The 22,589-nt window shown below is 60.2% G+C and carries 21 protein-coding genes; 8 read left to right on the forward strand and 13 right to left on the reverse strand.

Features of this window, described 5'->3' with window-relative positions:
* Window positions 1–10: 10 nt before the first annotated feature.
* From arsC to HV822_RS03845, 3 genes are read left to right on the forward strand one after another with little or no spacing between them, the layout of a single operon-like run.
* Window positions 11–361 carry an arsenate reductase (glutaredoxin) gene (gene arsC / locus HV822_RS03835; protein ID WP_238872438.1) on the forward strand — a complete coding sequence of 117 codons (351 nt, stop codon included), beginning with the start codon at window positions 11–13 and terminating at the stop codon, window positions 359–361.
* On the forward strand, window positions 358–972 hold the full coding sequence (gene wrbA, locus HV822_RS03840; RefSeq protein WP_238872440.1) for an NAD(P)H:quinone oxidoreductase: 615 nt from the start codon (window positions 358–360) through the stop codon (window positions 970–972). Before arsC ends, wrbA begins: the two co-directional genes overlap by 4 nt.
* Window positions 965–1,375 carry a DUF2069 domain-containing protein gene (locus tag HV822_RS03845; protein ID WP_238872442.1) on the forward strand — a complete coding sequence of 137 codons (411 nt, stop codon included), beginning with the start codon at window positions 965–967 and terminating at the stop codon, window positions 1,373–1,375. The genes wrbA and HV822_RS03845 overlap by 8 nt, the downstream gene beginning before the upstream one ends.
* Before the next feature lie 23 nt (window positions 1,376–1,398).
* On the opposite strand, the gene hda is transcribed toward HV822_RS03845, so the two are convergent.
* Window positions 1,399–2,112, reverse strand: coding sequence for a DnaA regulatory inactivator Hda (gene hda / locus HV822_RS03850; protein WP_238872443.1), 714 nt, complete (start codon window positions 2,110–2,112; stop codon window positions 1,399–1,401).
* Between the two features lie 150 nt (window positions 2,113–2,262).
* The gene (locus tag HV822_RS03855; RefSeq protein WP_238872445.1) at window positions 2,263–3,369 is read right to left on the reverse strand and encodes a DUF2066 domain-containing protein; all 1,107 of its coding nucleotides are present in this window, start codon (window positions 3,367–3,369) and stop codon (window positions 2,263–2,265) included.
* A gap of 270 nt (window positions 3,370–3,639) precedes the next feature.
* Here HV822_RS03855 and purM point away from each other — a divergent pair, with 270 nt between their 5' ends.
* Genes purM through HV822_RS03870 form a run of 3 tightly spaced genes read left to right on the forward strand, consistent with a single transcriptional unit; the run spans window position 3,640 to window position 6,136 of the window.
* Window positions 3,640–4,701: a phosphoribosylformylglycinamidine cyclo-ligase gene (gene purM / locus HV822_RS03860; protein ID WP_238872447.1), complete on the forward strand. Its 1,062-nt coding sequence runs from the start codon at window positions 3,640–3,642 to the stop codon at window positions 4,699–4,701.
* A gap of 3 nt (window positions 4,702–4,704) precedes the next feature.
* Entirely contained in the window at window positions 4,705–5,364 is a 660-nt protein-coding gene (gene purN, locus HV822_RS03865) for a phosphoribosylglycinamide formyltransferase (RefSeq protein ID WP_238872449.1), read from the forward strand.
* A 10-nt stretch (window positions 5,365–5,374) separates the two neighbouring features.
* Window positions 5,375–6,136 (forward strand): DUF3108 domain-containing protein, encoded by a 762-nt coding sequence (locus tag HV822_RS03870; protein ID WP_238872451.1) that lies wholly within the window; start codon window positions 5,375–5,377, stop codon window positions 6,134–6,136.
* Window positions 6,137–6,616: 480 nt separating this feature from the next.
* Here HV822_RS03870 and HV822_RS03875 read toward each other — a convergent pair whose 3' ends face one another.
* The 9 genes from HV822_RS03875 to HV822_RS03915 all read right to left on the reverse strand — a co-directional run bounded on the left by HV822_RS03875 (window position 6,617) and on the right by HV822_RS03915 (window position 16,918).
* Window positions 6,617–7,450 carry a class I SAM-dependent methyltransferase gene (locus HV822_RS03875; RefSeq protein WP_238872453.1) on the reverse strand — a complete coding sequence of 278 codons (834 nt, stop codon included), beginning with the start codon at window positions 7,448–7,450 and terminating at the stop codon, window positions 6,617–6,619.
* A 504-nt stretch (window positions 7,451–7,954) separates the two neighbouring features.
* A complete protein-coding gene (locus HV822_RS03880) occupies window positions 7,955–9,178 on the reverse strand; it encodes a 3-hydroxyacyl-CoA dehydrogenase (protein ID WP_238872455.1) in 1,224 nt (407 codons plus the stop codon).
* Window positions 9,179–9,333: 155 nt separating this feature from the next.
* Window positions 9,334–10,671: a tetratricopeptide repeat protein gene (locus HV822_RS03885; RefSeq protein WP_238872457.1), complete on the reverse strand. Its 1,338-nt coding sequence runs from the start codon at window positions 10,669–10,671 to the stop codon at window positions 9,334–9,336.
* Window positions 10,672–10,758: 87 nt separating this feature from the next.
* Window positions 10,759–11,250 carry a winged helix-turn-helix transcriptional regulator gene (locus HV822_RS03890; protein WP_238872459.1) on the reverse strand — a complete coding sequence of 164 codons (492 nt, stop codon included), beginning with the start codon at window positions 11,248–11,250 and terminating at the stop codon, window positions 10,759–10,761.
* A gap of 49 nt (window positions 11,251–11,299) precedes the next feature.
* Window positions 11,300–12,271: an NAD(P)H-dependent flavin oxidoreductase gene (locus HV822_RS03895; protein WP_275419404.1), complete on the reverse strand. Its 972-nt coding sequence runs from the start codon at window positions 12,269–12,271 to the stop codon at window positions 11,300–11,302.
* 159 nt (window positions 12,272–12,430) lie between these two features.
* Window positions 12,431–13,054 carry a hypothetical protein gene (locus HV822_RS03900; RefSeq protein WP_238872461.1) on the reverse strand — a complete coding sequence of 208 codons (624 nt, stop codon included), beginning with the start codon at window positions 13,052–13,054 and terminating at the stop codon, window positions 12,431–12,433.
* A 213-nt stretch (window positions 13,055–13,267) separates the two neighbouring features.
* Window positions 13,268–14,497: an alanine racemase gene (locus HV822_RS03905; protein ID WP_238872463.1), complete on the reverse strand. Its 1,230-nt coding sequence runs from the start codon at window positions 14,495–14,497 to the stop codon at window positions 13,268–13,270.
* Window positions 14,494–15,786, reverse strand: coding sequence for a D-arabinono-1,4-lactone oxidase (locus HV822_RS03910; protein ID WP_238872464.1), 1,293 nt, complete (start codon window positions 15,784–15,786; stop codon window positions 14,494–14,496). The genes HV822_RS03905 and HV822_RS03910 overlap by 4 nt, the downstream gene beginning before the upstream one ends.
* A gap of 307 nt (window positions 15,787–16,093) precedes the next feature.
* Window positions 16,094–16,918, reverse strand: coding sequence for an alpha/beta fold hydrolase (locus HV822_RS03915; RefSeq protein ID WP_238872465.1), 825 nt, complete (start codon window positions 16,916–16,918; stop codon window positions 16,094–16,096).
* Between the two features lie 117 nt (window positions 16,919–17,035).
* On the opposite strand from HV822_RS03915, the gene HV822_RS03920 reads away from it, so the two are divergent.
* Entirely contained in the window at window positions 17,036–17,650 is a 615-nt protein-coding gene (locus HV822_RS03920) for a TetR/AcrR family transcriptional regulator (RefSeq protein ID WP_238872467.1), read from the forward strand.
* Here the strand turns inward: HV822_RS03920 and HV822_RS03925 are convergent.
* Window positions 17,647–19,008 (reverse strand): DUF1329 domain-containing protein, encoded by a 1,362-nt coding sequence (locus tag HV822_RS03925; protein WP_238872469.1) that lies wholly within the window; start codon window positions 19,006–19,008, stop codon window positions 17,647–17,649. The genes HV822_RS03920 and HV822_RS03925 overlap by 4 nt on opposite strands.
* A gap of 14 nt (window positions 19,009–19,022) precedes the next feature.
* Window positions 19,023–20,702 (reverse strand): DUF1302 domain-containing protein, encoded by a 1,680-nt coding sequence (locus tag HV822_RS03930; RefSeq protein ID WP_238872470.1) that lies wholly within the window; start codon window positions 20,700–20,702, stop codon window positions 19,023–19,025.
* A 312-nt stretch (window positions 20,703–21,014) separates the two neighbouring features.
* Here HV822_RS03930 and HV822_RS03935 point away from each other — a divergent pair, with 312 nt between their 5' ends.
* Window positions 21,015–21,869, forward strand: coding sequence for an extracellular medium-chain-length polyhydroxyalkanoate depolymerase (locus HV822_RS03935; RefSeq protein WP_238872471.1), 855 nt, complete (start codon window positions 21,015–21,017; stop codon window positions 21,867–21,869).
* The last annotated feature ends 720 nt before the right edge of the window (window positions 21,870–22,589 follow it).

The raw sequence follows: 22,589 nt of genomic DNA on the forward strand, positions 1-22,589 counted from the left end.
AGGACAACCGATGACCACCACCATTTACCACAACCCGCGCTGCTCAAAATCTCGCCAGGCGCTGGAGCTGCTGGAGGCTCAGGGCGCCGACATCGAGGTTATCCGCTATCTGGATACACCGCCCGATGCCGCCACCCTGGTCGAGCTGCTGGAGCGTCTGGGCCTGAGCGCTCGCGAGCTGATGCGCAAGGGCGAAGATGCCTACAAGGAGCTGAATCTGGCCAACCCGGAACTGTCCGAGGCACAGCTGGTGCAAGCGATGGCCGATTATCCCAAGCTGATCGAGCGCCCGATCGTGATCCGCGAGGGCAAGGCTGTCATCGGTCGCCCGCCCGAGCGCGTACTGGAGCTGTTCGCATGAGTGACGCTTACGTTCTGGTGCTCTACTACAGCCGCCACGGCGCCACCGCCGAGATGGCCAGGCTGATTGCAGAAGGCGTTGAAAGCAGCGGCATGGAAGCGCGCCTGCGCACCGTACCACCGGTTGCGTCAGAAACCACCAGCGCACTACCGCCGGTGCCGACCGATGGCGCAACCTACTGCACCGAGGCCGACCTCAAACACTGCTCTGCGCTGATACTCGGCAGCCCCACCCGTTTTGGCAACATGGCCGCGCCGCTCAAGCATTTCATCGATGGCACCAGCAGCCTGTGGCTGAGCGGCAGCCTCAATGGCAAGCCCGCCGCGGTCTTTACCTCCACCGCCAGCCTGCACGGCGGCCAGGAGTCGACCCTGCTGTCGATGCAGCTGCCGCTACTGCACCATGGCATGCTGCTGGTTGGCCTGCCCTACAGCGAAAGCGCACTGACCGAAACACGCGGTGGCGGCACGCCTTACGGCGCCAGCCACCACGCCGGCAGCCAGGGCGAGCGCCGCCTGGATGAACACGAAAGTCAGCTGTGCCGAGCACTGGGGGCGCGTGTCGGCAACCTCAGCCAGCAGCTGGCAGCGGGAGCCAAGGCCCGTGGCTAAAAAGAAAAAACCGCTGCCCTCGCTCAACTACCTGCTACCGCGCTGCCGCATCAGTCGCCTGGTGGCACTGACCGGCTACGTCGGCCTGCTGTTGTCGATTCTGGGGTATAACCTGCTGTTTGCCGACCTGCACGGCGCCAACCCGGTCATCGTGATTGGCGTGCAGCTGTTGCCGCTGCTGATCTTCCTGCCCGGTGTTATCACCGCACACGTGCGCACCCACGCCTGGCTGGCCTTTGCCATCAATCTGTATTTCATCCAGGGCGTATTGATCTGCTTTCAGCCAGGGCGACTGGAGTACGGCCTGATAATGAGCGGCTTCAGCGTGCTGTATTTTGTCGCGGCGTTGTACTTCATCCGCTGGAGCTTTCAGGCTCAGCGGGTTGCCCGCGGCGAGACCTGAAAGCCAAGGATCTGCTGCCGCGGCTACCAGCCCATCTCGCGCTTGACGAAAGGAATCGTCAGGCGGTGCTGGTCCCGCAGCGATGCCTGATCCAGCGTTTCCAGCGCAGCGAACAGTTCACCCATGCCCCGCGCGCCGCGGCTGAGGATGTAACGAGCCACATCATCGGTCAGTTGCAGGCCACGCTGCGCGGCCCGCAGTTTGAGCACTTCCTGCTTGCCCGCATCGTCCAGCGGCTGCAGCTGAAACACCAACCCCCATCCCAAGCGCGATGCCAGATCCGGCAGTTGCAGCCCCAAGGCACGCGGCGCAGCCACCGCCGCCACCAGCAGGCGACCTCCCTGCTCTCGCAGGCGGTTGTAGAGGTGAAACAGGGCCTCTTCCCAGTCCGGACGACCAGCGACAGCTTCCAGTTTGTCGAGGCACAGCAGATCAACCGACTCCATACCTTCCAGCAGCAGCGGCCCCTCCTCTGCCAGTTCATCCAATGGCAGATACATGGCCAACCCGCCCACATCAGCCAGGGCATGACAGGCAGCCTGCAATAAATGCGTACGCCCGGTGCCTTCGCTACCCCACAGGTACAGGCAGCACTCCTCAACCGACGATTGCGGTTCAGCAAAGGCCTGGGTCGCGGCCAGCACCCCGGCATTCGGACCCGGGTAGTAGCTGGTAAAGGTAGCCTCGTCGCGCAGCTTGATACCCAGCGGCAGCTGGATGGGCCGTCCGGCAGACATCAGCGAGCCTCCGCCAGAGCAGAAACAGACACACGCAGCAGCGCAAGAGACGTCGGCATCGGCTGCGCAACAATGGCAGCCGCCCGGTCGCCAGAGTCCGGGGTCATGGGCAGTCCTTAGATAACCTGATAAGCCAAACCAGCCCGAAGGCTAGCGCCAGCGATAATACAGGGTATTGGCCGGCGCCGCCGCCCCAACCTGCGCCTCGGGCTGCTCAACGACACCTTCACCCTCTACCGGCAACACGCTGCCTGACTCGACAGCCGCGGCTGCCGGGGCCTCGGTACGAATCAGACGCTGATCCAGCATCAGCATGCGCTCCAGCTGGCCCTGATCGCCGGGGAAGTCGACGGCAAAGACCACCTGATCGCCGCTGATAGACACCAGGCTTGGCTGGTGCTGGCTACTGAGTTGCTGCAGGCTACGCTGCAGGTCGGCAAAGGCACCGACAGAGTTGATACCGCTGATCTGCAAGGTCCAGCCTGCGGCGCTACCCTCCGCCTGGACACCCACCGCGTACTGGCTGTGCACCTCCAGTGCCAGGGCGCGCATCAATCCATCGGCCAGCTGCGCCGGATCAGCGCTGCGCTCCTTACCGTCCAGCGTGCGGTCATTGAGCCAGAAGGTCCACTCCAGCCGCCAGTCTTCACCCGCATCGTGGTACACATCCAGCGCCAGAATACCCTCACTGGCGTAGCGCTCGCTGGCCGCCTTGAGCGCCTCGACATCGCCGTCCAGCACATCCTCTTCACTGATGCTGGCACGGTCCTGCAAGTCGGACAGCGGCTGCATCAGCGCCACGCCACGAAACCGCGCAGCCGTGCGCAGAGCCTGGCCCATCTCGCCGCCCGGCGCCATAAAGTCAGCGCCCAATTCATCGCGCTGGACGGCCCAGACCAGCACGCCGGGGCGATTGCGCCCCAACATCGGCACCTGAGCCTGAGTCAGCGCGTCGCGCAAAAGCAGCGGGTCAAAGTCCACCTGCATGCTGCCATCGTCCTGCAACGCGCTGATCTGCCGGGTCACCGAGCTGGGTTCGGCAAGCACCTTGGCCAGGGCTGGCGCCTCGGCATCCAGACTGTCGCCAGCCAGCCGTTCCAGCATCACGTCCAGGGCGCCGGACAACTGTGCACTTTGCTCCGCCTCAGCGTGCGGCGGCATCTGCACTTGATAAAGGGAGTCCAGCACCGCAGCGTGGGCAGCCAAGGGCAGGCAAAGTGAGAAAAATCCGATAGAAAAAAAGCGCGACAAGGGCATGAACAGTTCCGTCAGGGTGGCGGGCACAGGACGCTCGACTGCAAGTATTGCAAGCCGACCAAGCCCTTTACATTAACCAAGCCACCGGTGCGCAGCAACCGCAGCGTCACGCGACGCATGGTCGGCTGAGCCAGGATACTGTCCGCGCCCTTCAGCATGGCTCTGAAGCTGATGAATTGGTAGACTATGCCGCTATCCGGCGCCGCGCCCGACAAGGCATGACGGGGGCGGCGGACCTATATTGTCCCTTGATCCCTTCGAGACCCGCTCATGAGCAGCCAGACGCCCTCCAAACCTTCGATCAGCTACAAAGACGCCGGCGTGGATATCGCCGCTGGCAACGCCCTGGTTGACCGCATCAAGCATGTTGCCAAACGCACTGCGCGCCCCGAAGTCATGGGCGGCCTGGGTGGCTTTGGCGCGCTGTGCGAAATCCCTGAAGGTTACCGCCAGCCGGTCCTGGTATCGGGCACCGACGGCGTGGGCACCAAGCTGCGTCTGGCGATGGACCTGGGCATGCACGACAGCATCGGCATCGACCTAGTCGCCATGTGCGTCAACGATCTGATTGTCTGCGGCGCCGAGCCGCTGTTCTTCCTTGACTATTACGCCACCGGCAAACTCAACGTTGACGTTGCCGCCCAGGTGGTGACCGGTATCGGTACCGGCTGCGAGCAGGCGGGCTGCGCCCTGGTGGGTGGTGAGACGGCTGAAATGCCCGGCATGTACGAAGGCGAAGATTACGACCTGGCCGGCTTCTGTGTTGGCGTGGTAGAAAAGGCCGAGATCATCGACGGCACCAAGGTCATCGCCGGCGACACCCTGATCGCCCTGCCCTCATCCGGTCCGCACTCCAACGGCTATTCGCTGATTCGCAAAATCATTGAAGTGGCCGGCATCGACATCCACAGCACACAACTTGACGGCAAGCCGCTGAGCGAGCTGCTGATGGCGCCGACCCGCATCTACGTCAAGGCCCTGCTGCAACTGATCAAGCAGACCGGCGCAGTGAAGGCCATGGCCCACATCACCGGTGGCGGCCTGCTGGAGAACATCCCGCGCGTGCTGCCCGAAGGCTCGCAGGCCATCATCGACCTGAACAGCTGGCAGCGTCCGGCAGTCTTCAACTGGCTGCAGGAGCAGGGCAACGTTGATGAAACCGAAATGCACCGCGTGCTGAACTGCGGCGTGGGCATGGTCATCTGTGTTGCAGCCGAGCAAGCAGAAACCGCACTGCAAAGCCTGCGCGACGCCGGCGAGCAACCCTGGGTGATCGGACAGATCAGCAGCGCAACCGAAGGCGCCGAAGCCGTTGTTCTGCAGGGCAACTGATCGGTGGGCTGCCGTATTGTCGTCCTGATCTCCGGATCGGGCAGTAATCTGCAGGCAGTTCTCGACGACCTGGCCGGTGCCGACGCACCGGCCGAGGTAGTCGCCGTCATTTCCAACAAGGCCGAGGCCTACGGCCTTGAGCGAGCGCGCAGCGCCGGTATCGAAACCCGCGCGCTGGACCACCGCAACTTCGCTGACCGTGCCGCCTACGATCAGGCACTGATCGAACAGATCGGCGCCTTCACCCCTGATCTGGTACTACTGGCCGGCTTCATGCGCATTCTGACCGCCACCTTCGTGACACATTTTCATGGCAGGCTGTTGAACATTCACCCGTCCCTGTTGCCGAAGTACAAAGGCCTGCAGACCCACCAGCGAGCATTGGATGCCGGAGACGCCGAGGCCGGCGCCAGCATCCACTTCGTGACCGAGGAACTGGACGGTGGCCCGCTGGTACTTCAGGGGCGCGTCGCAATCCATCCCGACGATGATGCAGCCAGCCTGGCAACGCGGGTACAGCAACAGGAACACCGCCTGTATCCGCTGGTGGTACGCTGGTTCGCCAGCGGCCGACTGCGCCTGATTAACGGAGTGGCAAACCTGGACGGTGAGCCAATTCCATCCGGTGGACTAAGACTGGAAACCATCGAATCCAGCATGTGAGACACAACAGATGCACGCCAACATCAGATCGCGCACTACCCGTTTTTTTGTCGCCCCTCTGGCGACACTGGTTTTAACCCTCACCGCAACCGGTGCTAGCGCTCTTGAACTGACCCCCTTCAGCGCCAGCTACGCCGCAGACATGAAAAACATCCCGGTCAACGGCGAGGCTGTACACAGCCTGCAGCAGAACGCCGACGGCACCTGGCGCCTTTCGTTCAGCGCCAGCATGTTTGTCGCGCGCCTCACCGAAGAAAGCAGTCTGCAGGTAGTTGATGAACAGATCCGCCCGCTCAGCTACCACTACGAGCGCCGCGGCCTTGGCCGGGGCAAAGAGATCACCCAGCAGTTTGACTGGCAACAGGGCCAGGTCACCGGCGATTACAAGGGCGAAGCCTTCAGCCTGCCGACCGAACCCGGCCTGCTCGACAAGACCACCTATCAGCTCGCTCTGCAGGCCGACCTGGCCGCAGGCAAGCAGGACATGCAATACCGCGTAGTAGATGGCGACGAGGTGGAGGAATACCACTTCCGCGTGGTCGGTGAAGACCGCGTGACCACCCGCGTCGGCCAGTTTGACGCCGTTGAGGTGGAGCGCATCCGCGAGCCCGACGCCAAGCGCGAAACCACCCTCTGGTTTGCCAAGGACTGGAACTACCTGCTGGTCCGCCTCAGCCAGACCGAGACCGACGGCCAGCACTATCAGATCATGCTCAAGGAGGCGAGCATAAACGGCCAGCCCGTCAGCGGCCTTCCGGTCAAGACCGACTGAGCCTATCGTTAAGGCGCGGCATGCCGCGCCCAATACGGCGCTCAAAAAAATCCGCCGTACAGTTAGTCTGTACGGCGGATTTTTTTCATCATGACTCCAGCACCGAACGGGTTCCAGCCCTATGCATACTTCTCCAAGTTACGGGCACCCCGTTTCACAACCCGGTATGCATTGCACATAGCTCTTAGATGAAAGCGTTGGTTATCTATAGGGGTTTGCCCTGAGGGGTTGGGTTTCCAGCAGCGCAAAGACCTCCTTGCCAGTTTTTAAGCTCGGAAAGCGGGAAGGCTCATCCTGCACCTGTAAATGAGCATTGGGCAGTAGCGCCAGCAATGCTTCCATCGCGGCAAAAGGCCCCTGATCATCTGCTCGTGAGTGCCAGGCGTGAACGAGGCCACCGATGTCCGCGGGCCTGCACCACTACGGGACACTGAGCAGGTGTGGCCGTCCGCCAGTTGTAGCGTTCTGGTTGCTGTCATGTCAGGCATCGTCCGGTGCGATCGCCAATGTGTATACCGCATAAAGGGGCACACCAGTGAGGGCCTTGAACACGGGCTGCAGTATTCGATAGAACAGGCTGTAGTCTCCCATGACTTGATGCGCGCCCTGCAACCTCAAACGCGGATGCAGGGCCGCGAGCTCCGAGGCCTTACGGGGCCCCCAGCGAAACTCGGCATCGGTATGTTTCACGGAAGTATGACGCTTGGCGCGCCCCACGCTCAGCCAGCACATGACATCAAAAGTCAGGATAGATCCCGCTGAGGCGCGCTCACCGAAGGTCGTTAGAATGTCTTCTACCGTTGATGGTTGCAGATACATGAATACGCCTTCGCTCATCAGAAACACAGGTTCTGCCCCCCGATGGGCAGGCAAACCGAGACGATCCCACCAGTCTGGCGTGGTCAAATCCAACTCTGACAATGTATGGCGTTCATGCTCTGAAGGCATGACCTCCCGACGGATAGTCATCACCTCGGGCAAATCCGCATCGGTCATGCGCAAACTACCGTTGTCAATCCATTGCAGATAGTCACTCAGACCGCAGCCCAGGTTAGCGATATGCGCGCTGGGGTGTGCCGCCACAAAGTCACGCGCCTGATCACGAAACCGTTGTGTGCGGGCCAAGGTGCCGTAGACACTCTGAGGATCTTTCAGCCATTGCTGGCCATCATCGCCCAAACGCGCCAATGCAGCGGCAGCATGGCGGTCTTCCACGGCCATCTGCGGAAACAGGGTGCCCCCCAGAGCCCTGGCCGCAAGCGGAATACGTAATGTTGAAGGAACGGCGGCAAGGACGGGTGTATTTGCTGACATGGTGTCGGTTTCTCCGCGAATGACAAGTCACACCTAACCCGGAAAGCGCGTACCACGAATTCCAGTAGGCTTAGCTTGGCTGAATCTCAAGGGATGGGAACTCAACAGACACTCCTTGATCGAGCCAGGAAGCCTGCCACTTAGTTACCGAGTGTCGATCTGGGAGGCTTACGAATCCGCCACCCCACAAACACAATTGATAATCAATATCACTTGATCAGCGCAACAGTCAAGCGTGGGGGAGAATGAACTAGTTCCCCTCTTCGTGCAGGCCAACACCTACCGGGCCGGCGGGCTTGAGAGTAACGAAGTCAGAACAGAGGTCTGCGAAATCCTAGAAGGGGGGGGGGGGTAAAGCAGTGTTCCAAGAGCAGGCAAGGCGGCATCGCGTTAGCCTGGATAGATGGGCTGTCGTAGTTAATTAAGATGTGGGGGGATATTAAAGAAAGCTTGATTCCAGTCTTTCTTAAGACGCTGCCCGCAGCCATGCGGGCAGCTGCACTATCACGCCTTGGTGAAGCGACCACCTGCTTCGGCCAGCTTGACCAGACCGGCGGCTGGGGTCCAGAACTCACCGCGTTCGGCTTCCAGCGCACGAATCTCGGCCAGCACCTTGTCCAGGCCCAGGCTGTCAGCGTAGGCCATCGGGCCGCCGCGCTCGGCCGGGAAGCCGTAACCAAAGCGGTACACGCGGTCGATGTCTTCGGCAGACTCGGCAAAGCCTTCGTCCAGAATGCGCGCGCCTTCGTTGACCAGCGCCAGAATGCAGCGGGTAACGATTTCGTCGGAGGAAACGTCGCGTGCGGTGTAGCCAGCTTCCTCAGCGACTTCGCGGGCCATCATGTCGGTTTCCGGGTCGTGGATCGCCTGACGGCTGCCAGCCTCGTACTTGTAGAAGCCGTGGCCGCTCTTCTGGCCAAAGCGCTCCATTTCGCACAGCTTGTTGTCCAGCCATACGATCGGCTCACCGCGGCCGACGCCGGCCAGCTGACGGGAACGCCAGCCCAGGTCAACACCCACCACGTCGTACATGCGGTAGGGGCCCATGGCCATGCCAAAGCCCTGCAGCGCCTGGTCAACTTCCCACGGGGTGGAGCCTTCCAGCACGACTTCACGCGACTGGCGGGAGTATTTCTCCAGCATGCGGTTACCGATAAAGCCGTGGCAGTTACCCGCCAATACCGCTTCTTTACCAATCTTCTTGCCAACGGCCAGGCAGGCGTCCATGACGTCTTGCGCAGTCGCCTTGCCACGCACCACTTCCAGCAGCTTCATGATGTGCGCCGGGCTGAAGAAGTGCAGGCCCAGAACCTGAGCAGGACGCTGGGTCGCAGACGCGATCTCGTCGATGTCCAGGTAAGAGGTGTTGGTGGCCAGGATGGCGGACGGCTTAACGGCCTTGTCCAGCTCGGTGAAGATCTTTTTCTTCAGATCCATGTTTTCGTAAACGGCTTCAACCACCAGGTCCAGGTCAGCCAGGTCGGCGTATTCCTGGGTGGTGCTGATGCGCGCCAGGCGGGCCTGGGCTTCGGCGTCGTCAAAACGCTCCTGGGCGACCGAGCGCTTGTAGACGGCGGCGATCTCAACCTTGCCCTTTTCCAGCATTTCGCCGTTAACGTCGAGCCAGGTGACCGGATAACCGGCGTTGACGAAGTTCATCACGATACCGCGACCCATGGTGCCGGCGCCGATCACGCCAACCTTCTTGATATCCTCAAACGCAGCCATCGCAGCCACCTCCAATTCAAATGACAAAACGGAAAATTGCTTGCCGGCGACCAGGCGGTCACTAGCGGGGACCGATACAGTACGCAAATTGCGCCCGGATTGGACCCCGTTCACACTGATACATCGCATTCACGCGATGAATAACACGCGGACGCTCACAGCGCTGGCAGCGGCTCACCCAGTTGCCACTCGGCAGCAGCGCGCTGCGCTCGCTTGACCTCACTGGCCGACAGGTCTTCGGCAACGATGTCGCGGGCGTTGCGAGCCCCCTCAACACCTTGACCGGCACACAGTGCAAACAGCATGTAGGCCATCGGCGTATTCACCGGTGTACCTTCACCATTCATGTGCATGATCGCCAGGTTGAACATGGCATTGCCTTCACCCTGACTGGCGGCCTTGCCATACCAGTGGATGGCCAACTGGTTGTCTTCCGGCGTGCCCTCGCCCTCATCATGCATGATGGCCAGGTTGTATTGCGCGTTAACTTCGCCCTGCTCGGCAGCAGCGGTATACCAGCGGATAGCCGCCTGGTTATCTTCCGGGGTGCCTTCACCCTCGTCATACATCAGGGCCAGGTTGTACTGCGCACTGGCGTGCCCCTGTTGGGCCGCAAAGGTGTACCAGTTGATGGCTTCGGCATCATCCACCTTGGTGCCTTCACCTTCGTCGTACATCAGCGCCAGGTTGTACTGGGCGTCAGGGTGGCCCTGCTCGGCGGCTTTGCGATACCACTCGATAGCACGACGGTCATCCACCGGCATGCCCTCACCTTCGTCATACATGATGGCCAGATTGTATTGCGCGGACGCATCGCCCTGTTCGGCTGCTGCGGTATACCAGCGCACCGCCTCCAGATCGTCCATGGCAACCCCCTCTCCCTGGTCATAGAGCAGTGCGAGGTTGTACTGAGCGTCGGAGTGCCCTTGCTGCGCGGCCTGCAGGTATAGCTCGGCTGCGCGCTTGTCGTTGACCGGGACGCCTTCGCCCTCGTCATACATGATGGCCAGGTTGTACTGGGCATCGGCGTGTCCCAGCTCAGCCGCGCGCTGATACCAGTCGATGGCCTTGAGGTCGTCTACCGGCACACCCTCGCCTTCGTCGTACATCAGCGCCAGATTGAACTGCGCCGCGGCGTGATCCTGTTCAGCGGCCTGGGTATAGAACTCGATCGCCTTGAGGTCATCCAGCTCGACGCCTTCGCCCATGTCGTACATGTACGCGACCGAGAACTGGGCCGCTGCGTCTCCTTGCTCGGCAGCCTCACTGTAAAGCTCAAATGCCTTGGCATAGTCCTGCTCTACGCCGTCGCCGTCGTAGTAGCGCTGGGCAAGCTCACGCTGCGCTGCGGCATCACCGCCCAGCGCCCGCTTGACCCACTGGGTGAACTGCTCACTCAGATCGGCGCGCTTCTCGTATTCGGGGGCTGCCTGCAACGGCATGGATAGCAAGACACTAGTAAAACCCAGTGCCAGCAAAGAGGGTGCTCTCATGAAAAAACCTTCCCTGTAGCTTTGGTATGGCCGCGCGGAACACGGCAGGGGTAACAAATGATAACGGAATAGTCTCGCCTGAGCAGGTTAGCAATGGCACACAGCAGTGTCTTCGCCAACCAGTTCACGCACGGAGTCATCAGCTCCCGGGCCGGCAACCACTTCTACGTCCCAGGCCTTTAATGGCTTGCCGTTGGCCGACAGAACCTCAGCACCGCGGATCGGCAGGCCGCTGCTTTTCTCAAGCAACAGCATGCGGTCGCCCTTGCCGTTGGGTCGCCACTTCTCGCCCCATTGCATGAGGCTGATGATGACCGGATACAGGTCCATACCCGCCGGTGTGAGGCGATATTCAAATGAGCGGCCATCGGCCGCCGAAGGGACTTTCTGCAGTACGCCAGCCTCGGTGAGCTTCTTCAACCGAGCACTAAGCACACTGCTGGAGATGTCCAGCTGGCGCTGGAAGGCATCAAAGGTACGCATGCCATGGAAGGCATTGCGCAAAATAAGCAGCGACCACCACTCACCGATGATCTCGGCGGTTTTCACAACACTGCAATCGATGTGGCTGGTCGGCATGGATACTCCAGAGAAACCGCTGCCCGGCAGCGCCGGGCAGCGGAACAGCTTACAGCATGGACTGCAGACGCTCGCGAATGATGCCTTCAGCCTGCTTCATGATGCGCTCGATCAGGTCTTCGCAGCTGGGGATGTCATGGATCAAGCCCGCAACCATGCCGCAGGACCAGGCGCCCAGATCCATCTCACCGTTCTGCATGATGCGCGGGTACACGCCAGCAACTTCATCAATGATGTCGGCAAAGGTCAGCTTGTCGCCCAACGCCTTCTCTTTCTCGACAATGCGCTCAACAGCCGCGTTGTTCAGTACGCGCTCAGTGTTACGCAGCGGGCGCATGACCAGACGGGTGTCCAGCTCGGACGCAGCAACGATGGCCTGCTTCACGTTCTCGTGAACCGGAGCCTCTTTGGTGGCGATAAAGCGTGTGCCCATGTTCATACCCTCGGCACCCAATGCCATGGCCGACACCAGGGAGCGGCCGTCTGCCATGCCGCCGGACGCAACGAAGGGGATTTCCAGTTCTTCGGCCGCACGCGGCAGCAGAATCATGTTGGGGATATCGTCTTCACCCGGGTGGCCACCACACTCGAAACCGTCAACGGATACAGCGTCGCAACCGATGGACTGGGCTTTGAGCGAGTGACGCACGGAGGTGCACTTGTGGATGACCTTGATGCCGGCATCTTTCAGCGCAGGCATGTATTCCTGCGGGCTACGGCCAGCAGTCTCGACGATCTTCACACCGCCCTTGACGATTGCCTCAATGTAACCGGGGTAGTCGGGCGCATTGACGGTCGGCAGGAAGGTCAGGTTAACGGCAAACGGCTTATTGGTCAGCTCACGGCATTTGGCAATTTCATTGGCCAGGTCAGCCGGAGTCTTCTGGGTCAGGCCTGTGATGGTGCCCAGACCGCCAGCGTTGGAGACAGCGGCAGCCAACTCGGCAAAGCCCACCCAGTGCATGCCGCCCTGAATAATCGGGTGCTCAATGCCAAACAGTTCTGTAATGCGTGTTTTCACGTTGATTTCGCCTCGTGCGGGGATGTGACAGGTCGAGCTGGTCGACCGGCTATTTAGCTTCGGATAGAGAAGCTAAATTCATCCGCGACGAAAAGCAAGTAATCCCTCCCGCGCCCAGCGCGGCCATATACCTTGCAAAAAGCCCCCTGAATACCCCACCTACAGCCGAAATCCGCTGTGCGCATGGCAGTACATGCGTTGCCGGGCAGAAGCAAGACGGGTCCCATTACCGCAACGTTCAGCCAGCCAGGCCCTGGCGCCTTTGCGGCACGTGCGGTAGTCAATGGAGCCACGCCGGTAATTGCGGCAGAAACTGCCGGTATCGATCACGCCGTTGTGATACTCATAGCGCGTTTTCCAGCGGCTACGCTGACGCCGCGCATCGCGCCAGTCAAAGGTGGCTGTAGCACTGCCACTGGGCCCGCCATCAGCTCGGCGCTCGGTACCGGCCTGGCCCGCACGCGATGAAATATGCCGCGACTCCAGAATGTTGTCCGGCTGACGCGCAACGTAGTTTTGGTCATTGAACTCTGTTTGCCTTTGCTCGGCAGCAGGCGGGCGCGTCGCCAATGCGCTCTCGGCGGCAGACTCACGCAGTTTGGCCTCCACAATCGCGTCATAATCCGGCCTGACATCAACCAACTCCGGCGCGGCCGGCTGCGGCACAGCGGTTGCCGGCGCCGCGTCGGCGACATCCTCGGCAGGAGCCTGATAACGCTCCCATGCCCACCATCCCGTTGCACAACCCAGCAACAGCAAAAGCCCTATCCGTACGCTATCCATGCTCCCTCCACCCTCAGGTTCATCCTGCAGGTAGGGTGCAAGAAAGTTCCGCACGGCAACAGCGCGGCAGGTCAGCCGCGTGAACGGGCGCAAAACGCGCAGGGAGATTGCCAAATCGAAAGGCGCTCTGCCGCCGAGCGTAGCGGCATGAGCCTGCAAAACCACCCTGATGGCCAACGCCCTGGGCCAACAGTCAGGGGCCAGCCTGAGCCGCTATGCGTCGGCAAACACCGGCCAACGCTCAACCACCCTGCCCGCCCGCACCGCGAGCACATCACCAAACTGCAGCAGTACCGCCTCGCTCTGCGTAGGGCGCATAAACACCAGGTCATCCACCTGCAACGTGGTATCGGCTGGCGCCAGCAAAACTTGCTGATTCGAACTGGTGCCGTACAGCCCGCTTGCGGTCAGCCCGGCAGGCGAGACGGGGTCGGCCAGCCAGTTGCCGCCGTAGATAAACAGCGCCTGCTTGCCGCGCCCGGCCAGCCACGAGATAAGCGCGGGTAGCCGCCCTGCCCCCGGCAGCGTCAATGTACCAGCCATTTTGAGTACCGGCGTGGCGATAAACAGTGCTGGCAGGTGCTCTGCCAGGCTTGGTAAATCAAAGTGCGAGGGTTTGAGCAAGCCGCTGCCGAGCGCCAGCTCATTGCTGACCTGCTCCTGATCGTGCAGTCGATAGGTTGGGCTGCCAGCGGTGTTGAGCGTCAGCGGCGGCTGCCCCTCTGCGGCCAGCGCCTGGGCCCAAAGCGCGGGCGCTTCACGCTGCACCTGCTCCACCCGGGCCTGATAGGTCGCCATGGCCTGCGCCAGCAAGCGTTCAGGCACACCAAACAGCCGTGGCAGCATCGCTACGTGGGGCTCGTAGCCCATAAACCCGGTAAACCTCAGGTGCTGCGGATGCTGCGCGATACACCGCAGCAGCGCGCTGAGCATCAAAGCGCCCGCGCGGCCTTGCGGCACGCCGCCCCGGTGCAGGCCGACATCCAGCTCGAGATTCACGTTCAGCCGCAATCCCATGCGCTGCGCCAGAGCCAAATATTGTTCAAGCCGCTCGGGTGAGTCGATCAACCATTGCAGTTGGCGCTGCGGCTCAAAGGCGCCCGTGAATGATTGATAGAACCGTTCGGCCAGCGCCACCGGCATTGGTTTGCCAAGCAGAATGTCGGCATCCGGCCAATGCTGGGCATCCAGCGTGAGAAACGGCTGATGAAAGGACATCAACCGCCGCGTACCGGCGCGACGGGCGATGTAATCAAGTAGCTCAAACGACGGCAGCGACTTTTCTACCAGCCGCACCGCCTTGCCCGCACGCGCCGCAAAGGCCACGGCTTGATCTATGTTGTGATCCAGCCGATCCAGGTCAACAATCAGACGAGGACGAACCTCGCCTTCTGCACGCAGCGCCGCCTGCAACTGGGCAAAATAGGCATCGTGGATAGTCATGGCAGCACCAGCAACTGGCGCAGGTGCTCATTGAGCATGCGACCTCGCGGGTCCAGCCGCTCACGCACACGACGCGCGTCGTCCCAGCGCGGGTACAGCTCCGCCAGCCGCGCCGCGTCCAGCGAATGCAATTTACCCCAATGCGGGCGCCCGCCGTACTTCCAGAAGATCGGCTCAACCAAATCAAACAGGGGACGGTAATCAGCGCAGACATGCTGATGAATCGAGATGGACGCGCTGTCACGCCCATAGAACGGCGACAGCCAAACCTCATCCGCCGCTACCGTCCGATACTCCAGCGGGAACAGCGTGCGCAGTGGCGAGCGCTTAACCGTCGCCATCACCTCTTCTACGCATTCAAGGCCACGCGCCAGCGGCACCTCATACTCCATCTCATTAAAGCGCGACGCCCGCGGGCTGGGGAATATCTCATGGGAGCGCCCGACCCGCCGCACCTCCGAATGCAGCGCGGTCAGCAACTGTTGCATCCAGGCATCCGCACCCGCCACCCCGTGGGCGATACGCGAGGTGATATCCAGTACCTTGTCGACCGGCAGATTAAAACGCGGCTTGGGCGTTGCCGGCTCAGTCGACTCGTTCAGCACCTTCACCACCGCCTTGTCGGTACGAAAGAACGCCCAGAACTCCGCGTGACGATTGGCGCTCGCCAGTTGCTCAAAGCTGCTCAGCACCTCAGGCAACGGCAGCAGATACTCGTGCTCGGCCAACTGATAACGCGCGCGGTTCTGCAGCGTAATGCGGGTAACCACACCCAGCGCACCAAGGGAGGTTGCGCCCGCCTGCAGAATGTCGGGATGGTTCTCGCTGTCAGCATCAATCACCTCGCCGCCGGGTGTCACCAGCCGCAAGCCACGTACCTGTGCAGAGAAAGATCCAAGGCCCAGCCCCGTGCCGTGGGTGGAGGTGCCGCAGGCGCCCGCCAGCGACTGAGCATCGATATCGCCCTGATTGATAAGCCCCTGCCCCAGCGGCCAAAGCAGCGGCCCCAACGCGTGTAGCGGCGTACCCGCCAGCGCCGTTGCGGTCAGCCGCCCGGCATCGTGGGACACCAGCCCGCTTAACTGGTCAAGGGAAATAAGGTTCTCGGGGGTTTTACACAAGGCACTGAACGAATGCCCCGCGCCGGTAACGCGCACCTCGCCGGTCGAGCGCTGCAGCAACGCAGCCAATTCGTCCTCACTGGCCGGCTGCCACCAATGCGCAGGCGTTGCCTGCTGAGCGCCAGACCAGTTACGCCACACCCCCTGCGCTGCCACCGCCTCTGCCATACCGCCTCCTTGTCGTTGAACCCGGCATTCCGCCGGGCGCACGGTACACTGCCGTGCCAGCACGATCATTACGCGAGATGGCGGCGGGAACAAGCGCATACCGCCGCCGGGGCAGTTTAAGCACCGCGCAGCCAACGATAGCGGTACGCCAAAGCGCACGGCAGCGCACCTTGACGTCCGGCGGCGCCGTCCCCCGGCTCAGCCGCCAACAGCACAACATTCGCCCAGCGACAGAGCCCGTGCCATGCTGGTTAACACTATGCAGGGCGCTGGCATCCGGAGCCGGTCTGGCAGGACGGAACCAGGCTTATGGCACATAGGGCTCGGCCACAGGGCAGGAGTCAGACCCGCTCAGTTCGGACAGGAAGCGACGCAACAAAAAGTTCAGTTGCTCTGGCTGATCAAGCGGTGTGGCATGTCCGGAGTCATATATCACTTCCAATCGACCGTTGAGCAGCTGCTCCGTGTACTGCTGCTTCAAGGCGATTGGGGTGTAGTCCCGGTCACCGGTTACAACCAGTACCGGCAGGTCAACCTGATTGACCGCCGGCACCGAAGACCAGCCCGCAATCGCACCAATAGCGTGCAAGTAAGAACGCCGATCGTTGTCGCCAAAAGCCTGTACAAGGCGACTTCTTAGCGGCGCCTGCTGCGGTTTGGGGAACAGGTTTCGCGCCAACAGCCGGCTCAGATTGCGCATACCCAGCACGCGCAACATCGCAAGTCGCATCATCAACTTGGCGCGCACGTGCCAGCTATCAATCGGAAAACTCGGCGCGGAGTTGATCACCGCCAGCCCGTTTATCAGTTGCGGATAGCGCGACAGCAAGTCAAACCCTACCATGCCCCCCATGGATATCCCGATTACAGTACAGCCCTGGATATCCATGACGCTGATAAATTCAGCGACGTCATCCGCCAACTCGCCCAAACGCAAGGGCCGCGTCAAACGGGCACTTTCACCATGACCACGCAAATCCAAAGCCCAGACGCTGGCAACACGAGACAGATCGTTGATCTGCATCTCCCAGTCCCGTGATGACGAGCCCAGGCCATGCACCAGTAAAACCGGCTTTCCCTGGCCGCGATGAGTATAAGCAACTTGCCCGTTCCTCAGCTTGATGTACTTCATTGCATTACTCCGATTATCAGGTTCGTTCATGCAGACCCGTCTATCTCTCAGCTTGCCCCGTTGTTTGCCTTGCCGCCCGTGAGCCCTATAGAATCGCTACTTGCAAAGGAAAATTTAATGCGCACAATTCCCAATCCCACGCAGGCAAGAAGCCGCCAAGCGCTTGAGCGCTACATCAAGGTAACTATCGACCTGCTTGCCCAAAACCGCTTTGAAGACACCAGCATTGCGCAGATCGCGCGGCTGGCAAATTCGTCGGTCGGCACCTTCTATCGCCTGCTCGCAGACAAGGACGTTTTGCTGTGCGCAGTGCATGAGCGCTTTGTAGATGACAGCCACCAGGTCATATCGGATCTGGTTGAGTCACTCGGCAGCAGCGAGCATCCATTCCAGGAGCAGTTGAAGCAGTTCGTGCGAGGCATCATCGGCCTTTACGACGGCAACGAAGGCCTGCTTCGGGCCCTCATTCGCCGCAGTTCGGTTGATGAGCGCTTCCGTGAGCGCATACACCAACTCAACTTTTTCGTGGGCCACTCCCTCCGCAGCCTGGTGCTCAAACAACGCGATCAGCTGAGCCATCCCGCCCCCGAAAACGCAGCAGACCTGGCCGGCCACGTATTGCTGGCCAGCATGAACTACTACAGTTTGGTGGGAACGCTCGGAGACACTCCCCGGGATCATCTCCCAGAGGAGCTCTCACTACTGATCTGCAACTATCTCCAGCTTCGCTAGCGGCGGCTGTCCCGCCGTAGCTGGGCAGGCGTAAAGTCGCTCGGCTGCAGGCTGGCGCCGAACTGCTCGCGCGGCTCCTCGTTGGACAACAGGCCGATAACATAGCGTCCGTTCAGCAGGTCATAGACCGCATCACCCTTGGTCCATACCAACGGCTGGTCATACAGATTGATGGTGTATGACTCACCAAGACGCCAGAGCTGGTCACGATTGTCATAGTGATCAACCACCACTAGGTGGTAGCTATCTTCGTCAAAGTACATGTCACGCTGTTTGTACAGGTGACGCTGACCATCCTTCAGCGTTGCACGCACGTGCCACACTCGGTGCAACTCATAACGGGCCAGATCCGGGTTGATGTGACCAGGCTGAACAATATCTTCGTAGCGGTTGCCCTTATCCGCCAGACGGTAGCTGTTATAGGGGATCAGCATTTCCTTCTTGCCCATCAGCTCCCAGTCGTAACGGTCAGGCGCGCCCGAGAACATATCGAAGTTATCCGTTGTGCGCATTCCGTCAGAGGCCGTGCCGGGCGAATCGTAGGCGACATTAGGTGCCCGCCGTACGCGGCGCTGACCGGCTGCATAGATCCAGGACATACGCGGCTCAGATACCTGGTTCACCGTTTCGTGAACCAGCAGCTCCATTCCCGCCAGACGCGTCGGGGCTACCACCGACTGGCGGAAGTAGAACAGGATGTTGCCGTTGTCGGCCGTTGAGTCCCCTGCCCGCTGATTGAACAGGAAGAAGTCCTCAATCCGGGTCATGAAGTAGTTCCCGTCCGGCTGCGGCGTGGCCTGAGCGTAATAGCGCTTGACGCTTTCCCCGCGGTAACGCGTCAAATGGTTCCAGAGCACTTCATGCGCCGACCGAGGCAACGGGAAAGGCGTAGCCACCTTCATGTTGGCAACACCGTTGCCATTGTCTGTCAACTCCGCAGAGGTTGCGTTGGCTCTAACAGCCTCATAGACCTCCTGAGGATAGGAGGCCGAACGCTGACTGGGGTACACCTGCATCTTCCAGGTCGCACTGTAGCGCCGCAACATCGCCTGCTGACCCGGACTCAAACGATCGGCAAAGCCGTCCATATTGGCTGCGGTCACGCTATACAGAACCTGATCGTCAGCAAAGGGATCGATATAGCCCCGACCATCTACATAGGCACCTGGCTTGGCCTCCAGACCACCGTCCCAAGCGGGAATGGAGCCGTCCGCATTACCGGCCCGCTCGGCGCCCATTGGCGTCAAGTCAGCATCCAGCCGAGCTGCCGCGTCACTATCAACGCGCGCCTGCGCGATGGCAGATGCGAGCGCCAGCGACCCAACGAAGGCAAGTTTGAATACACTCTTTTTTTGCATGGTTTTGAACTCCGTTAGAAGCTGTACTTGACGCTAAGGCTCAGGTAATCGCGATCGGTCCGCTTGTTTGAGAGACCACCTCCTGCATAGGAGACATAGCGGGCGCCAAAGGTCAGCGACTCCTGGTAAACGGCATCTACGCCAACGGCATAGCTGCGCGCGTCTTCGATCAGCCCGTTGGTGAGCTGCGGAGCGATACCATTCATACCGCGCTGGTAACTGACACTGGGAATCAGGTTCACCAGATTCATGACGTTGCTGTACGTCAAAGACAGAGTGCCCTGCGCCCCCCAGGCGCTGGAGGTCGCGCTGTAATAGTCAATATCCGACTCAAGCCCTTGCACACGGCTACCGACCAGCTCGACCATTAGCGTCCCCGTGTTGGAGCCCAGAAAGCCGTTGAAGCTCTGAATCCCGACCAGCGCTCCCTGCCACATGGCTTTCTCGTCATAGCCATCCAGGCGTGTGCCAACGGGCACACCGGTGAGGTTGCCCAGCAATGCTGTTGGCAGATACTCACCCAACCCCAGAGCAATGGCCGCGTTTGGTCGATAGCTCAGCTCGCCCGCCAGCGAAATACCGTTAAGCCAGCTGTCGCCACCAAAGCTGGTATTGAAGCTGAGGCCATACAGATGTCTTTTCTCCAGATACTCGGCGTAATAACGCGAGGTATTGGCGACTGGCAGGACGCCCACACCAGGGATGTTGACCGGCTGCCCGACCGTCAGCCCAAGCATTGGCACGTTCATGTTGTACCGCAGGTAGTAAAAACCCAGCTCGCTGTAGTTGAAGTCAGGCATCAGCAAACGTGCGGCAATACCGTATTGCGCTGCCCCATCGGCATCCACATCACCCGCCCGAGGAATAAAGGTGGTCGGCAGATAGCCCTTGAGCGCAGCAAATGCCGGAATGGCCGGCAGACTGTCAGCGTAAGCTTGCGCCTGTTCAGGACTGTCAAAGGCCAGACCACCAGTCAACGGCTCCTGGGTGGGAGGCACCATCAAATAGTTGCAGCCCCCACCGATGACATCGAGGGTCGAGAAATAGCTGCCGCAGGGGTCAATGCGCGTCTTCTCCCAGGCGCTGCCTGGCTGCCAATACCCTTCTACAGAAAGACCATCACTCAACTCGAGGGACACATACCCCATCAACGTCGGCATGTAGGCTTCCTTGAGTTCAGAACCCGGCGCACGCAACGCGTTGATATCTACCGGGTTGGTCGCGCCGATACCATTCTGAGCAAACAAACCCTCGCCCCAGTTGACCACCTGGCGACCCGCACGAACGTTAAGCGCACGATCTGCAACATCCCAGCTGGCGAATACAAACGCATCCAGCAGATCCACATTGGAACCGGCATCATCCAGCCCCTTGCTCGGAATCTCGCGATGACGACGCTCATCATCCTTCAACTCGAAGTCATAGAATCCGCGGGCACGAGCAAACACCCCGAAGCGCTCGCGATAGCTCAAATCCAGCTCTGAAACCACCTTGGCGACTTCTGAAAACAGCTCACCTCGCTCGAAATTGAGGTTACCGTCATCGGAGTTGATCAGCCCAGAATTGTCTCCCCGACCGCCATTGGCACGGGCAATCAAGCGACTATCCTGATCTTCCATTCGATAATTGACGCCGTAGGATAACGTCGTATCCAGCGCCACCGACCAGTCGCCCGAACGCGTCTGGTATGCCATCGTCTGACTGGCCGCAAGCAGCGCTGCGCAGCCGACCGCCCAAACTATTCCCTGTGTTGCCACGAGGACCTCCAATAGTTTTGTTATTATACGGAACCGGAACACCGGTTCCGATATAGTAGAACCCCCCACCTCGGTGCACAAGCAGTAAATGCAACTATTTGCCCCGCCCCCTCTGCAATGCGGCCTAGCGGGCAGTCAGCACCTGAATGGCAAAAATCCGATTTGACGGAATCGGAGTTCCGATTTTAATTTATAGGTGCGACTGGCACTCATGCCCCGCCAACAATGACAATAAACTGGAGACTCGCAATGCAACTATCCTTCCGCACCTGGCTCAGGGTCATCATCATCCTTAGCCTCACCGCCATCGCTGGCACAGCCCCGGCTCTCGCTGCCTCACCCTGTACCGAGCGCGCAAAATCACTGCTGTTGCCAGGCAAGATCAGCTGCAGCTACAGATCTACCTGGATACCTTCAAGCAGTATCTCCAATCGCAAGGTGATCTATCAGTTGCCTTCAGGCACGGCCCCGACCGGCGGCTGGCCGGTAGTGCTGATATATCAGGGGTCATTTTTCCCGTTGAACAATTTCACCTACTACACAACAGACCCGTTTGGCGGTTACTACGAAGGGCGCGTAGTCAAAACCCTGCTCGAAAATGGCTACGCGGTGATTGCACCTAGCGCACCAGCAGACCTGTTCTGGCATACCAACCTTCCAGCGCTGGCCAGCAACTACGAACTGAGCACCGACTACACCTTTCTGACCAACGTGTTTCAGGCAATCGATGACGGCGACTTCGGCCCGCTCAACGGCAACCGAAAGTACGCTACCGGCATCTCCAGCGGCGGCTACAACACCAGCCGGATGGCCGTGTCCTTCCCGGGGGAGTTCAAGGCTCTAGCAGTTCAATCCGGGTCTTACGCCACCTGCAGCGGGCCAGTGTGCTCCGTGCCGGATGAACTGCCAGCAGACCACCCGCCAACCTACTTCCTCCATGGCTTTGTTGATCTAACGGTGCCGTGGTGGAGCATGGACATGTACTACGACCGACTGCTGTACCAGAACATCCCAACCGGACGCTACACCAAAACCACAGGGGGCCATGAGTGGTTTCCCGCGTCAGCCGCCAAAGTACTGGCCTGGTTCAACGCATACCCTTAGCGGGCCTCAAGCCCGGGCGGCCGCACACACGGCAACCCGGGCCGGCCTGGCCTGTCGCGCCCAACATAGTCTGAGCACCCAGGCTGTACCAGACAGGGACGAGGTAAAAGCGGCGTGACGCGGCAAACGCTAGGCAACATTCCGTGCAGCTTGCTTGGCAGCAAACACGCACAATCGACAACCCCGTCGACTGATTTTGAGAGGAAAAAGAGAACCTATGAAATATCAACTAAATCATTAGCTTATATATCATAACTAGCGGAGAGGGGGATTGTTCGGCGCTTTGCGCCTCACCCTGCAGGCCGTCGCTGCGCTCCTGCGCCAGCGCAGCTGGCTCCGGTCGAACCCTTAGGGGTCTCGTCCGTCTTTTCACCGCACAAACAAAAAAGCCCCAGCTTGCGCTGGGGCTTTTTTGTTTGTCTGGCGGAGAGAGAGGGATTCGAAACCTTTGCGGCTCTTAGCCTTTGCTGCCCTACGAATGCCTACTTGTTGATTTTATTAGATTTTCACAACAAAACCCGTTAGACATAGCTCTATGTTTGCCTTTGATTTCGACACTTTTCGACTCTTCTGCCCAGTTTCGGCTGGCCTTAAGCTATCACTTGTGCTTATCTGAGAATTCATCCACAAGGAATGAGGATCTGCTATGCCAAGCTTTATCATTAACCGCAACGCCCAAGCTAACGGCGATCACGAAGTTCACAATACCACTACTGGTTG

This window comes from Halopseudomonas maritima, assembly GCF_021545785.1.
GTDB lineage: Bacteria > Pseudomonadota > Gammaproteobacteria > Pseudomonadales > Pseudomonadaceae > Halopseudomonas > Halopseudomonas maritima.

Excerpts from the sequence above, each read along its gene's own strand:
- arsC (WP_238872438.1), top strand. The coding sequence starts at position 11 with ATGACCACCACCATTTACCACAACCCGCGCTGCTCAAAATCTCGCCAG.
- wrbA (WP_238872440.1), top strand. The coding sequence starts at position 358 with ATGAGTGACGCTTACGTTCTGGTGCTCTACTACAGCCGCCACGGCGCC.
- hda (WP_238872443.1), bottom strand. The coding sequence starts at position 2,112 with ATGTCTGCCGGACGGCCCATCCAGCTGCCGCTGGGTATCAAGCTGCGC.
- HV822_RS03855 (WP_238872445.1), bottom strand. The coding sequence starts at position 3,369 with ATGCCCTTGTCGCGCTTTTTTTCTATCGGATTTTTCTCACTTTGCCTG.
- purM (WP_238872447.1), top strand. The coding sequence starts at position 3,640 with ATGAGCAGCCAGACGCCCTCCAAACCTTCGATCAGCTACAAAGACGCC.
- HV822_RS03870 (WP_238872451.1), top strand. The coding sequence starts at position 5,375 with ATGCACGCCAACATCAGATCGCGCACTACCCGTTTTTTTGTCGCCCCT.
- HV822_RS03875 (WP_238872453.1), bottom strand. The coding sequence starts at position 7,450 with ATGTCAGCAAATACACCCGTCCTTGCCGCCGTTCCTTCAACATTACGT.
- HV822_RS03880 (WP_238872455.1), bottom strand. The coding sequence starts at position 9,178 with ATGGCTGCGTTTGAGGATATCAAGAAGGTTGGCGTGATCGGCGCCGGC.
- HV822_RS03885 (WP_238872457.1), bottom strand. The coding sequence starts at position 10,671 with ATGAGAGCACCCTCTTTGCTGGCACTGGGTTTTACTAGTGTCTTGCTA.
- HV822_RS03890 (WP_238872459.1), bottom strand. The coding sequence starts at position 11,250 with ATGCCGACCAGCCACATCGATTGCAGTGTTGTGAAAACCGCCGAGATC.
- HV822_RS03900 (WP_238872461.1), bottom strand. The coding sequence starts at position 13,054 with ATGGATAGCGTACGGATAGGGCTTTTGCTGTTGCTGGGTTGTGCAACG.
- HV822_RS03905 (WP_238872463.1), bottom strand. The coding sequence starts at position 14,497 with ATGACTATCCACGATGCCTATTTTGCCCAGTTGCAGGCGGCGCTGCGT.
- HV822_RS03910 (WP_238872464.1), bottom strand. The coding sequence starts at position 15,786 with ATGGCAGAGGCGGTGGCAGCGCAGGGGGTGTGGCGTAACTGGTCTGGC.
- HV822_RS03915 (WP_238872465.1), bottom strand. The coding sequence starts at position 16,918 with ATGAAGTACATCAAGCTGAGGAACGGGCAAGTTGCTTATACTCATCGC.
- HV822_RS03920 (WP_238872467.1), top strand. The coding sequence starts at position 17,036 with ATGCGCACAATTCCCAATCCCACGCAGGCAAGAAGCCGCCAAGCGCTT.
- HV822_RS03925 (WP_238872469.1), bottom strand. The coding sequence starts at position 19,008 with ATGCAAAAAAAGAGTGTATTCAAACTTGCCTTCGTTGGGTCGCTGGCG.
- HV822_RS03930 (WP_238872470.1), bottom strand. The coding sequence starts at position 20,702 with ATGGCATACCAGACGCGTTCGGGCGACTGGTCGGTGGCGCTGGATACG.
- HV822_RS03935 (WP_238872471.1), top strand. The coding sequence starts at position 21,015 with ATGCAACTATCCTTCCGCACCTGGCTCAGGGTCATCATCATCCTTAGC.